The sequence below is a fragment of the Bacillus sp. A01H genome (assembly GCF_045277205.1).
Lineage (GTDB): Bacteria > Bacillota > Bacilli > Bacillales > Bacillaceae_G > Bacillus_A > Bacillus_A paranthracis.
In genome coordinates this window covers 1392572-1404787 of sequence record NZ_CP117702.1, presented here as the reverse complement: position 1 = coordinate 1404787, position 12216 = coordinate 1392572, and the positions used below count along the sequence as shown (strand labels likewise).

At 37.4% G+C, this 12216-nt stretch carries 11 protein-coding genes and 1 tRNA gene; 6 read left to right on the top strand and 6 right to left on the bottom strand.

Annotated features, from left to right (window positions below):
* Positions 1-225: 225 nt before the first annotated feature.
* Positions 226-450, top strand: coding sequence for a hypothetical protein (locus tag PSR14_RS07465; protein WP_000929655.1), 225 nt, complete (start codon positions 226-228; stop codon positions 448-450).
* 189 nt (positions 451-639) lie between these two features.
* Positions 640-712: transfer RNA gene (locus tag PSR14_RS07460), tRNA-Val, on the top strand.
* A gap of 212 nt (positions 713-924) precedes the next feature.
* Here the strand turns inward: PSR14_RS07460 and PSR14_RS07455 are convergent.
* The 6 genes from PSR14_RS07455 to PSR14_RS07430 all read right to left on the bottom strand — a co-directional run bounded on the left by PSR14_RS07455 (position 925) and on the right by PSR14_RS07430 (position 3134).
* Positions 925-1470, bottom strand: a complete 546-nt coding sequence (locus tag PSR14_RS07455) for a hypothetical protein (RefSeq protein ID WP_113732393.1) — start codon at positions 1468-1470, stop codon at positions 925-927.
* Between the two features lie 81 nt (positions 1471-1551).
* Entirely contained in the window at positions 1552-1821 is a 270-nt protein-coding gene (locus PSR14_RS07450) for a hypothetical protein (protein ID WP_001195388.1), read from the bottom strand.
* A gap of 18 nt (positions 1822-1839) precedes the next feature.
* Positions 1840-2199, bottom strand: coding sequence for a hypothetical protein (locus PSR14_RS07445; protein WP_095842670.1), 360 nt, complete (start codon positions 2197-2199; stop codon positions 1840-1842).
* A 134-nt stretch (positions 2200-2333) separates the two neighbouring features.
* Positions 2334-2516 (bottom strand): DUF3976 domain-containing protein, encoded by a 183-nt coding sequence (locus PSR14_RS07440; protein ID WP_001178301.1) that lies wholly within the window; start codon positions 2514-2516, stop codon positions 2334-2336.
* Between the two features lie 28 nt (positions 2517-2544).
* Positions 2545-2922: a hypothetical protein gene (locus PSR14_RS07435; protein WP_001109908.1), complete on the bottom strand. Its 378-nt coding sequence runs from the start codon at positions 2920-2922 to the stop codon at positions 2545-2547.
* Between the two features lie 2 nt (positions 2923-2924).
* The gene (locus tag PSR14_RS07430; protein ID WP_000428510.1) at positions 2925-3134 is read right to left on the bottom strand and encodes a helix-turn-helix transcriptional regulator; all 210 of its coding nucleotides are present in this window, start codon (positions 3132-3134) and stop codon (positions 2925-2927) included.
* An 825-nt stretch (positions 3135-3959) separates the two neighbouring features.
* Between PSR14_RS07430 and odhA the strand changes: the two genes are divergently transcribed.
* From odhA to PSR14_RS07410, 4 genes are all read left to right on the top strand, one after another.
* Positions 3960-6827, top strand: coding sequence for a 2-oxoglutarate dehydrogenase E1 component (odhA, locus tag PSR14_RS07425; RefSeq protein ID WP_098487018.1), 2868 nt, complete (start codon positions 3960-3962; stop codon positions 6825-6827).
* A gap of 133 nt (positions 6828-6960) precedes the next feature.
* Positions 6961-8220 carry a 2-oxoglutarate dehydrogenase complex dihydrolipoyllysine-residue succinyltransferase gene (gene odhB / locus PSR14_RS07420; protein ID WP_000569916.1) on the top strand — a complete coding sequence of 420 codons (1260 nt, stop codon included), beginning with the start codon at positions 6961-6963 and terminating at the stop codon, positions 8218-8220.
* Between the two features lie 124 nt (positions 8221-8344).
* Positions 8345-10264 (top strand): putative thiazole-containing bacteriocin maturation protein, encoded by a 1920-nt coding sequence (locus PSR14_RS07415; protein WP_098487019.1) that lies wholly within the window; start codon positions 8345-8347, stop codon positions 10262-10264.
* Complete coding sequence (locus PSR14_RS07410) at positions 10261-12210, top strand: TOMM precursor leader peptide-binding protein (protein WP_095842669.1); 1950 nt, start codon at positions 10261-10263, stop codon at positions 12208-12210. Before PSR14_RS07415 ends, PSR14_RS07410 begins: the two co-directional genes overlap by 4 nt.
* Positions 12211-12216 lie beyond the last annotated feature (6 nt).

The window sequence follows — 12216 nt, the reverse complement described above, 5'->3', positions numbered from 1 at the left end:
TTTATTGGTATATGTTGAATACAATGCGGTACACTATATTGAAAATTAAGCAAGCATACTCCCGGTCTGGATTTAGGACGAGGGTATGCTTGTTTCGTGTGATAAAATTTAATAGCTTTATTATCTTTTTATAAAAAACTCACATTTTATCACACGAAATACACTTGAATTTATTACAATGAAATGGAATATATTAGAAAATATCTAAAACCGAGGAGGAACTTCATGGCGCACTGTACGTATTGTAAAACGAAATGGAAAGTAAAAGATGTATGGTCGATACTCGTAACATTTGAAAAAGATTGTCCGTATTGTTTCGGAAGGCAATATTTATCAAAGAAGACCGTAAATGCTATGCCAGAACTTTTAAGCTTACCTTTACACTTCTTATTCCCTTTTCTTGTTCATTTGAGTGATGAAGGTCCTTTGGATTGGTATCGAAAAAAATAATATAACCGCTCTATTTTAACCCACTTTTCATTACATTCCCTACCTATATATTCCTTAATACACTACTAAATTGACTCCAAATTCTTCCTGTTCAAAAGATTACTATAAAAATATTGTAAAATTTCAGTTAATTATATATAATTGCTTTAACATAATGAGTAAAGATGCTATTACATAAGTATTTTTGAAGATCCCGTAGCTCAGCAGGGAGAGCGCCACCTTGACAGGGTGGAGGTCGTGAGTTCGAGCCTCTCCGGGGTCATAAAAAAAGAGAAACCATATCAACTTTCTACGTGATATGGCTTCTCTTTTTTATCTAAATCAATCACTTCCCACCAAACCTCTTCTCCAAAGACTTCGCATTGGCAAACAATACTTCTTTCAAGTTATCATCTGCAACGATTTTCTAGTCACCACCTCTATCTTTGCTAAAAGCACTAGCAAAGACCATTGGCATAAAACTTCTCCCATCTATCAATCCGTATCAGTAGCACAAACTAACCACATTTTCTGCTCCCTACTATCCAACACCATCCAAGTAACATCCCACGCAACATCATAAAACCAATCTGTCCAAGGGTGATAGCTTTCAAAAACTTTAATATCTTCGTATCGATCTTGGAACATATATTGGCATACATTGACTGCTAATTGCTTTGCGATAACTGGTCGTTCCTTAAATGTTTCATATGCTCCGCCCCACAAAATTTGCGCGGCAATGCTACCATCAAGCATGACTGCCAGATGTTCTTCAAAATGAAACTTATATTTTTCTGACGTATGTATTTTTAACTCTTCTAAGTTATGCATTATATCTAAAGAGTTGAAGATTCTTCTAAAGAAGTGATCGTATCCATCTTTCAAATGTGGTATTTCTTTGAAAAAATTTTCATTATGTACTTTAAAACAGCTTATAACCGCTCCGCCATTTACGTTTTGTTCCTTGAATGTATGTATGAGTTTCTCAATAGATGAGTCATTCGTTTCAATTTCCTCAAACGTTCCCTCTTTCCATCTCATAACGCTCACTACTCTCTATTAAAAATTTGTTTCTTCATTATAAATAGCAAAATAAAACCCAGCAACTTTAAAATTGCTAGGTTATCTCTTATTTATATTCGAAAAAACAATTACAATTGCTCCAAGCACATAATGCCCCGACACCAGCCACACGCCCCGATCAAAAATCATAAGTGACAACCAAAGCGATATATTAATAGCAGCAAATAATACGTATAAAATGAAGTCTCTCTTTTGTAGTGCCCCTCTATTCATTACAATGTAGATTGCACCGATTGGTGGAAGGATAAAACAAAGGAAAAAGACAAACGTTTTTCTTAACGACCATGGATATGAAGTTACTGTCTGCATAGGAATCTCCTTTTCACTTTATAATACTTTTAACATTGGCCTCACAATTCTATATTCTTCACCATCAGGCTCCTTTATGATTAAAGATGAGTGGGGACCTTTTTCTTCTTCTATCATTGTGAATACTTCTGTTTTTTCCTGTACTATGTTGGATTCACTATTTTTAATAGGTTTTTCACTTGTTTCAATTTTCTTTGTTACTTCTCCTAGCCTTTGCCCGACTTCTTCTGCTTTGGCAGGTTCATTCGTAACATAATATTCTTGCCCCTCCCATACTAACATAGGTGGCACTTGTTCTCGTTTGTTACATATTATATAAGTAGTACTAGCTACAAGTAATAGACATATTAATAAAAAGAAGATAGTTTTTTTATTCATATACTATTCTCCCTATCTATCATTTTATTAAATTATATAATATCCATTATATGCAGTAAATGGATATCGTGGGAATTTTCCGATTTTATACAAAAAAGAAAAACCTTACTGATGTAAGGTTCCATTTTTATATTCTATAGTGACCGATTTATTAAAACGATCATTACGATAATCGCTATAAACATAACAACTAAACAGCCGATCATTTTATAAAAACCTCTTTTCGTTAACGTCCCGCCTTGCACGTCTTTCCGAATAAATAAGAATACGGCTAAAAATAATACAAGCCCAATGCCAAAAGCATACATCATTTGCATATGTTAATCTTCCTTTCTTTTTTCCATCTTAATATCTTTTTGCCAAAACAACAAACGAGATAAAAACTGTACTCATTGTAAGTGCCATTAGTATGTTCAATAGTTCAGTAGCAGATAGTGTAAGTATTTTTAAGTTTAAGCCGATAGAGAAAAGAAGATAATACGCTGTTAATGCAAAAAAGCTGAAGAACATTCCTTTATAACGAATAAGTTTCATTCGCTCATCTTTTTCTTTAAATTGTGGGTGTAAATAACTTAAGCAAAAACACATAATCATCATACCAAGTAATGGATAAGTTGCTTCTGGCGGTGCGGAATGCGTCATTATACCTGTTAATATCATAAATCCACTCATGAATAGAAAAATAATTCCCATGATAACGAAGTACTTTTGTGAATAGTTCATCTTTATTCCTCCCCTTCTTTTCCTTCATAAATAAATACATGTTCTATCGTTGTCTGAAATGTTTTCGCGATTTCAAATGCTAACGGAAGTGACGGATCGTATTTTCCCTTTTCAATTGAAATGATGGTTTGTCTGGAAACGCCAAGTTTCTCAGCCAATTTTTCTTGAGATAGTCCAAATTTTTTTCGGTATTCGACCATTTTATTTTCCAAGGAAATTTCTCCCTCCTTCCTTATAACGAGGATATACGTAAAGGAAACTTTACGTCAAGTTTCCTTTACATCTGTTTTGTTTATTTTTCGTTCTATTTATATAGAAGAAACTTTTTAATTTCAGCACGTCTATTTTGAAACAAAATACGGAACACTGTAACTAACAGTTACTATATCTCCTCCTCTCTTTTTTTAAAATTTAATATCTCCATATTTGTTTTATCCTTTTAAAATATTTCATTTATCCCTTTATTCGGCGAAATGTGTTATTGGTTTTACGGTGTTTTTCGTCATATTTATAGAAACTAACTGTTTATGAAGCATTTTTTATGTTTAGCAACTTTTTTTGTAGAAATCCTTCACTTTCCTTTCAATATTTAACACTATCTAAATAAAGTTTACGCTAAATTCATAATTTTTTATTTTTTATACTATATTCCGTTATATTGTTGTATAATATCAATGAAAGCGCTTATTATTTCAATATACATAATTCGAACTTATTTTTATCGAAACATTCTAACTATTATACTTATATTTACATGCAACAATTTTAGTTATTCGTATAGGTATACCAAATATATCCCCCCTATTTTTCTGTAAAATTACTTTATAACATGAAAGATTAACTTGGGTGATAAGTTATTGTGAATGTTTTTTTACAAAACAGATAAGTAATAGTGTTTGGTATTATGTAAATTATTGTAATAACATAAGAGTAAAGAAAAACATTTACATTGATTATTGGTTCATCAATTATTGAAAAGAGCAAAATGCACCTTTTTGTATGGAAAAAGGATTATATGCATTGGGAGGTTTAAACAAATGACGAGGAAGAATACAACGACAAACCCTTGGGCCAAGTTCCACGGTCCGAACCTTGGTTATGTTATTGAGCAGTATGATCTTTACGTAACTGGAGCAGGTTCTGTTGATCCGGAATTACAAGAGCTTTTTGAAATTTTTGGAGCTCCTTCGTTTCAAGATGATGTCGTAACAGGGGACAACACAGCAACACATTTTTCTCCTCAAAACACAGGTAACATTGAAAAGATTCTTAAAGTCGTTCAGCTTGTTGAACAGATTCGTTCTTTCGGGCATACGTTGGCTCACATCAATCCGATGGAGGATGCTGCAAATGGACAATCTCTTCTTGAGAAAGCAATGAACGAACTGAGCGACGCTGATTTGAAAGCGATTCCAGCAAAAACAGTATGGCAAGATGCACCAGAAGGTATTCACACTGCACTTGATGTAATTCATAGATTAAAAGAAGTGTATACACAAACTTTAGCTTATGAATTTTCTCATATACAAGATAGTGAAGAACGCGCGTGGTTGCATCAAATGGTGGAATCAAATTCATTGCGTCAACCACTATCAAATCAAAAACGAACTGCTCTTTTAAAACGTTTAACAGCTGTTGAAGGTTTCGAGCAATTCTTGCATAAAACATTCGTTGGGCAAAAGCGTTTCTCTATCGAGGGCGTTGATATGCTTGTACCCGTTCTAGATGAAATTGTGCTAGAAGGTGCTAAAAACGGCGTAGAAGATGTCATGATTGGTATGGCTCACCGCGGTCGCCTAAGCGTACTTGCACACGTATTAGAAAAACCATATAGTCACATGTTTGCTGAGTTCAAACATGCAAAAATAGAAGGCGCAGTAGCAAACTCTGGTTGGACTGGCGACGTAAAATACCATTTAGGTAGAGAACAAGTCGTTAGTAACGAAGAAGTTAGTACTCGCGTTACATTAGCAAATAACCCAAGTCACCTTGAGTTCGTGAATCCTGTTGTAGAAGGTTTCGCACGTGCGGCTCAAGAAAATCGTAAAAAATCTGGTCTTCCAGAACAAGATACTTCAAAATCATTCGTAATTTTAGTTCACGGTGATGCTGCATTCCCTGGTCAAGGTATTGTATCTGAGACACTCAACTTAAGCAGATTGAATGCATATCAAACAGGCGGAACAATTCATGTTATCGCAAACAATGCAGTTGGTTTTACGACTGATAGCTATGATTCTCGTTCTACGAAATATTCAAGTGACCTTGCAAAAGGTTTCGATATTCCGATTGTTCACGTCAATGCTGATGATCCGGAAGCTTGTCTTGCTGCTGCTAATCTTGCGATTCAATATCGCATGTTGTTCAAAAAAGATTTCTTAATCGATTTAATTGGTTACCGCCGCTACGGTCATAACGAAATGGATGATCCAGCAGTTACACAACCACAAGTGTACAAAAAGATTAAAAATCACCCAACTGTAAGAGCAATTTATGCAGATCAATTACAAGCTGCTGGTGTTCTAAATGCAGATGAAATTGAAACAATTACACAGTTTACGCAAGAGCAATTAAAATCTGACTATGCACAAGTACCGCCAGCTGATACGAGCGATGCAACAATTCACGTTAAAGTGCCAGATGTCGTTGCAAAGGGCATTCAGTCAATTGATACTGGTGTTGAGCTTGATTCACTTCGTGCAATTAATGAAGGTCTGCTATCTTGGCCAGAAGGCTTTAACGTATATCCGAAAGTGAAGAAAATTCTTGAGCGCCGTAAAGACGCTCTTGAAGAGAACGGTAAAATTGAATGGGCACTTGCTGAATCATTAGCATTTGCTTCTATTTTACAAGAAGGTACACCAATTCGTTTAACTGGTCAAGATTCACAGCGTGGTACATTCGCGCATCGTCACATCGTATTACACGATACGGATACAAATGAAACATATTCACCATTACATCGCTTACCAAACATCAACGCTTCATTCTCTGTTCATAACAGTCCATTATCAGAAGCTGCTGTTGTTGGTTACGAGTATGGTTATAACGTATTCGCTCCAGAAACGCTTGTTATGTGGGAAGCGCAATATGGTGACTTCTCAAATACTGCGCAAGCATTATTTGATCAATATGTTTCAGCTGGAAGAGCAAAATGGGGTCAAAAATCTGGTTTAGTTCTTCTATTACCACACGGTTATGAAGGTCAAGGGCCAGAGCACTCTAGTGCGCGTCCTGAACGTTTCTTACAGTTAGCTGCTGAGAACAACTGGACAGTTGCAAACTTAACGAGCGCGGCACAATATTTCCATATCCTGCGTCGTCAAGCATCTATCTTAGGAACAGAAGCTGTTCGACCATTAGTATTGATGACGCCGAAAAGTTTATTACGTCACCCACTTACGCTTTCAACTGCTAGTCAGTTAAGCGAAGGACGTTTCCAACCTGCTTTAGAACAAGAAAACCTTGGCATGAAACCAAACAAAGTAAAACGTCTTGTTTTAAGTACAGGTAAAATGGCGATTGACTTAGCAGCAGAAATCGAGTCTGGTAAGCATGAGTACAACTTAGATGAAATTCATATCGTTCGTATTGAACAGTTGTACCCATTCCCTGCTGAGAAAGTTCAATCTATTATTAAACGCTTTAAAAACTTAGAAGAAATTATTTGGGTTCAAGAAGAGCCTCGTAATATGGGCGCATGGCATTACATGGCTCCAATTCTGTTCGAACTAGCTGGAGATAAAGTGAAAACAGGTTATATTGGACGCCCAGATAGCTCTAGCCCATCTGGCGGCGATCCATTCGCTCACAAAGCTGAGCAAGAACTAATTGTTTCACACGCTTTAGACGTGAAGTATAACTTCCGTCAAGATAAACTAGAAATTGAAGTTTTCAGCAACTAAAAAGTAACAATGAAGATTTCTAGCTTGTTCCTTGGGCAGATATTCTGCCCAAGGTCAGGCTAACAAATGGAGATTACCGAAGACAAAAGAAGAAAAAACACACCGTTAGGCAAATAAGGGGAGGACATTTAAAATGATCGAAATTAAAGTACCTGAGCTTGCAGAATCTATTACTGAAGGAACTATCTCACAATGGCTTATCAACGTAGGCGACAAAGTTGAGAAAGGTGGCAGCGTTGTTGAGCTTGAAACTGATAAAGTCAATGTAGAAATCATTGCAGAAGATTCAGGTATTGTATCGAAGTTACTAGGCGAACCTGGGGATACAGTTGAAGTTGGCGCAACTATCGCAATTTTAGACGCAAACGGAGCACCAGTTGCAGTAAGTACACCTGCACCGTTGGCTGAGCAACCAAAACAAGAAACAACTGAAGCACCAAAAGCTGCGGCACCAAGTGCTGAACAAACTGCAACTTTACAAGGTTTACCAAATACAAACCGTCCTATCGCATCACCAGCTGCTAGAAAAATGGCTCGTGAATTAGGAATCGACTTAAACGACGTACGTAGCACAGATCCACTTGGACGTGTGAGACCACACGATGTACAAGCTCATGCTGCAGCACCAAAAGAAGCACCAGCTGCTCCAAAAAGTCCAGCTCCTGCTCCAGTTGCAAAAACTGAATTCGAAAAACCAGTTGAGCGCGTGAAAATGTCCCGCCGCCGTCAAACAATTGCAAAACGTCTTGTAGAAGTTCAACAAACATCTGCAATGTTAACAACATTTAACGAAGTTGATATGACTGCAATCATGGAATTACGTAAAGAGCGTAAAGATGCTTTCGAGAAAAAACATGATGTACGTCTTGGTTTCATGTCATTCTTCACAAAAGCAGTTGTTGCAGCATTAAAACAATTCCCATTATTAAATGCTGAAATTCAAGGCGACGAGCTTATCATTAAAAAATTCTATGATATCGGTATTGCAGTAGCAGCTCCAGATGGATTAGTTGTTCCAGTTGTACGCGATGCGAACCAATTAAACTTCGCTGAAATCGAAAGCGAAATTCGTGAATTAGGTAAAAAAGCACGTGATAACAAACTTTCACTAAAAGAACTACAAGGTGGTACATTTACAATTACAAACGGTGGTGTGTTCGGTTCTCTAATGTCAACACCGATCCTAAACAGCCCACAAGTTGGTATTTTAGGAATGCACAAAATCCAAGTACGTCCAGTTGCAATCGATAACGAACGTATGGAAAACCGCCCAATGATGTACATCGCTTTATCTTACGATCACCGTATTGTTGATGGTAAAGAAGCAGTTAGCTTCCTTGTTGCTGTTAAAGATATGCTTGAAGATCCAAAATCATTATTATTAGAAGGTTGATGGATTCATAATCTATTACAGGCTGTAGAATATATCATTCTACAGCTTTTTTTATTGCATTCATACGGGACAAATCGCATGACATAAGGTAATAATGTATGCCTAAAAAGTAAGGAGGATTAAAATGAGTAACCTTCCAGCACATGCAAAACTAAAAGCAAATAAAGATACTTTCTTCCTCCCCGACTCAAACGGGGGTGTCTATTTTCGAAATAACGCCAGTTCATTTCGTATGGACGGTGACGGAATTTATAACTGGATTGAAAAATTAATGCCAATGTTTAACGGTAATTATTCTTTAGCAGAAATAACGGATGGTCTCCCTCTCCCCTATCAAAATCGTGTATTTGAAATTGGAGAGATTTTATATACAAATGGGTTTGTCCGTGATGTAAGTCAAGATGCACCTCATGAATTAAACAGTGCATTACTTGATAGATATGCTTCGCAAATTGAATTTCTAGAAGCAGATTCTCATTCAGGCGCTTTAAAATTCGAAACGTACCGCAATGCAAATGTACTTATAATCGGCTCTGGAGATATGCTTACTTCCTTAGTTTCTTCTTTATTAGAATCCGGATTACCTACCTTTCATTACCTTGTGACAGATTATGAAGAAACGAATTACGACCGTATTCACGAGCTAGTAGAACTTGCGCATGAAGTAGATGATGCTGTACTTGTTCAAGAAATAGATACAACAATTGATCGTCCCCTGCATGAAGTGTTCGAGCCTTTCGACTGGATTTTATACGTTTCGCAAAATGGAGATATCGAAGGACTAAGAGCAGCTCACACGATTTGCAAGGAAGTAGGAAAGAACTTCATACCAGCCGTTTGTTTATCAACACTTGGTATAGCTGGTCCTGTCGTAATGGCTAATCGTGAAGAATGCTGGGAATCCGCATGGCATCGGCTACATGAAACGACTTTACAAAATGAAAATTCATCAGCCGCCTTCTCTCCTATTACATCTGCAATGCTAGCAACTATAATCGTTTTTGAATTATTTAAGCACGTTGCTAATGATTCTTACCGAGAAAAAGAACCTCAATTCTTTTTATTAAATTATGAAACACTCGAAGGAGCATGGCATCCTTTTATAAAACATCCTCTCGCCACTGATGAAAGTTTTACAATTGATACGATAGAAAACCTTTCTGAACAACTTGAGCATCGGTCTAACCAACATACCTCAACTGATTTATTCCGTTTTTTCGATTCATTAACTTCTAAAGAAACTGGTATATTCCATGTATGGGATGAACAAGATTTATATCAATTACCATTATCACAATGCAATATTCAAGTAGCTACACCGCTATCAGATGGTCCAACTTCCCTCCTTCCTCTTATGACTTGCGCTGGTTTGACTCATAACGAAGCGCGCCGAGAAGCTGGTTTAACAGGAATTGAAACCTATGTAACAGAAATTATGCACCGCCTTATCCCTGAACATAACGATATCGGTATTGGCGCTGGAGAAACGATGACAGAGGGTGTATACCGGGCACTACAACAACATTTAAATCACAAATTGTATGAACGACAAGCACATATGCTAGAAGAAATTACGACGGTCGACTTAACGGACATTTATGATAAACATTGTAGATTTTATTACGATGCCCTCGCTACCATTCATGAAACACCTAAAATCGCAATGGGTGAAGAGATTCTCAGCTTTCCAGTCGTTTGGGTTGGTATACATGATCGATGGTACGGTGCATCTAATATTAATATGACGTTAGCGTTACGAAACGCACTACAACTATCGCTTCTTCATATTCAAAATGAAGAAACTCCTTACAGAGCTAATATCTTGCCGGAATCCTCTATTATTTTATATGACACGGATTCTTTTAGGTTAGAAATACAAGCAGAAGAAGAAATTCCAAGTACGCAATCTGTACAGCTTGCCCTGCAACATTTAGAAGAACATCATTTTTATCCATTCGTGTTTGATTTAGCGATTGAATCATTTTTGAAAGAAAACTTAGATGGTGTGTACGGGGTATTAATTGCAAAGGAGGACGGTCTATGACTCAAAATATATTACTTATAGGGGATGGCATTCTTGCAGACTATGTACATGATCGATTATGCAAACAATATTCCATCGTTCGCCAACATACAATTGCAGACGAACTCCCTGAAAATATCGATCTCGCTCTCGTATTACACGACGGCTCTCCTTCTACTATTCATCATGACGCTGAGCTAATTTTCCGTTCAAATCATATTCCGTGGCTACGTGGTTTTACTTCATTTGGTGAAGGTATTATCGGTCCTTATATTCATCCTCTTGCAGCAGGATGTACTCATTGTGCCGATGGACGACGCTTTATCGCTGGATTTGATCAAAAAGAGATGTGGGAGCTACAACGAAAATATGCGGTAAAAGAAGAAAACGTAACAAGGCGTGATGTACGTGCCACCCAAAATGGCATTCTGCAAATGTGCCATCTTATTTGCGCAGAAACAGAGAAAATATTAACTCATACTCATTCTTCTTTAGAAAATGAACTCATTTTACTAAACTTACAAACACTGCAATGTACGCGGCATTCTTTTCTTCCAGATCCCCTCTGTCCTGTATGTAGTAATTTGCCTGATGACACGGCAGATGCAGCAGCGATTTCATTACAACCGAGCTTAAAAACAAGTGATGCAACATATCGCTGTCGTTCCATTCATGAACTAAACACATTTTTAACGAAGGACTATTTAGATTACCGAGTCGGTATGTTGAACGGAAAAATGCAGCATTCTTTATTACCATTTGCTGACGTTATTATAAACATGCCATTAATGTTTGGAAATGAAGGGGTTGCAGGCCGAACTCTTTCATTTGCAATAAGTGAAGCAACTGCTATTTTAGAAGGTTTAGAGCGATATTGTGGTATGTCACCTCGAGGGAAAAAGACAAATGTGCATGCTAGTTTTCATGATGTAGAGGATCATGCACTAAATCCCCTTACGCTCGGTGTACATACAAATGAACACTATAATCGTGATGGTTTTCCATTTAAACCGTTTGACCCTGACTATGAACAAAACTGGGTATGGGGATATTCATTGTCACAAAACCGTCCAATTTTAGTTCCTGAATCAATCGCTTATTATAGCCTCGGTCATCGAGATGCTTACGTATATGAAACATCAAATGGATGTGCCATTGGTGGTAGTTTAGAAGAAGCAATTTTTCACGGTATTTTAGAAGTTGTAGAGCGTGACGCCTTTTTGCTCACTTGGTATGCCGAATTACCTCTTCCCCGCCTTGATCTTAGTTCAGCAAATGATACGGAATTACAATTAATGATTCAGCGGCTGTACACGATTACCGGTTATGAATTGCATGCTTTTAACGCAACGATGGAACACGGCATCCCAAGCTTATGGGTAATCGCGAAAAATACGCGTGAAAATGGAATGAACGTTGTTTGTGCTGGAGGCTCTCATTTGGACCCAGTCCGTGCTTTAAAGAGTGCCATCCATGAAATAGCAGGCATGTTACTTATAACAGACGATGAACTCGAACAAAAAAGAGAGCACTACGAAAATTGCTTACAAGACCCGTATCTCGTAAATAAAATGGAAGACCATAGTATGCTGTACGGATTGAAAGAAGCAGAAGAACGTCTTCACTTTCTTTTACGCGGGGATGCCCCGGTGCAAACGTTCCAAGAAATGAACGGATTACAATCAGTTGATCTAGATTTAACATCCGATCTTAATCAACTTTTAAACCGCCTGCAGCAATCTGGACTTGACGTAATCGTTGTAGATCAAACAGTGCCTCTTATAGAAAAAAACGGATTGCATTGTGTAAAAGTCATTATTCCAGGCATGCTACCGATGACGTTCGGTCACCATCTCACTCGGATTACAGGACTGGATAGAGTGTATACTGTACCGATGACGCTTGGATATACCGCTGAGCCTTTAACGAATGAACAATTAAATCCACATCCGCATCCGTTTCCATAGTAAAGG

What these genes read in the sequence shown, in the direction of transcription:
- PSR14_RS07440 (WP_001178301.1), bottom strand. Translation starts at nt 2,516, where the DNA reads ATGCAAATGATGTATGCTTTTGGCATTGGGCTTGTATTATTTTTAGCC.
- PSR14_RS07465 (WP_000929655.1), top strand. Translation starts at nt 226, where the DNA reads ATGGCGCACTGTACGTATTGTAAAACGAAATGGAAAGTAAAAGATGTA.
- PSR14_RS07410 (WP_095842669.1), top strand. Translation starts at nt 10,261, where the DNA reads ATGACTCAAAATATATTACTTATAGGGGATGGCATTCTTGCAGACTAT.
- odhB (WP_000569916.1), top strand. Translation starts at nt 6,961, where the DNA reads ATGATCGAAATTAAAGTACCTGAGCTTGCAGAATCTATTACTGAAGGA.
- PSR14_RS07455 (WP_113732393.1), bottom strand. Translation starts at nt 1,470, where the DNA reads ATGAGATGGAAAGAGGGAACGTTTGAGGAAATTGAAACGAATGACTCA.
- odhA (WP_098487018.1), top strand. Translation starts at nt 3,960, where the DNA reads ATGACGAGGAAGAATACAACGACAAACCCTTGGGCCAAGTTCCACGGT.
- PSR14_RS07450 (WP_001195388.1), bottom strand. Translation starts at nt 1,821, where the DNA reads ATGCAGACAGTAACTTCATATCCATGGTCGTTAAGAAAAACGTTTGTC.
- PSR14_RS07435 (WP_001109908.1), bottom strand. Translation starts at nt 2,922, where the DNA reads ATGAACTATTCACAAAAGTACTTCGTTATCATGGGAATTATTTTTCTA.
- PSR14_RS07445 (WP_095842670.1), bottom strand. Translation starts at nt 2,199, where the DNA reads ATGAATAAAAAAACTATCTTCTTTTTATTAATATGTCTATTACTTGTA.
- PSR14_RS07415 (WP_098487019.1), top strand. Translation starts at nt 8,345, where the DNA reads ATGAGTAACCTTCCAGCACATGCAAAACTAAAAGCAAATAAAGATACT.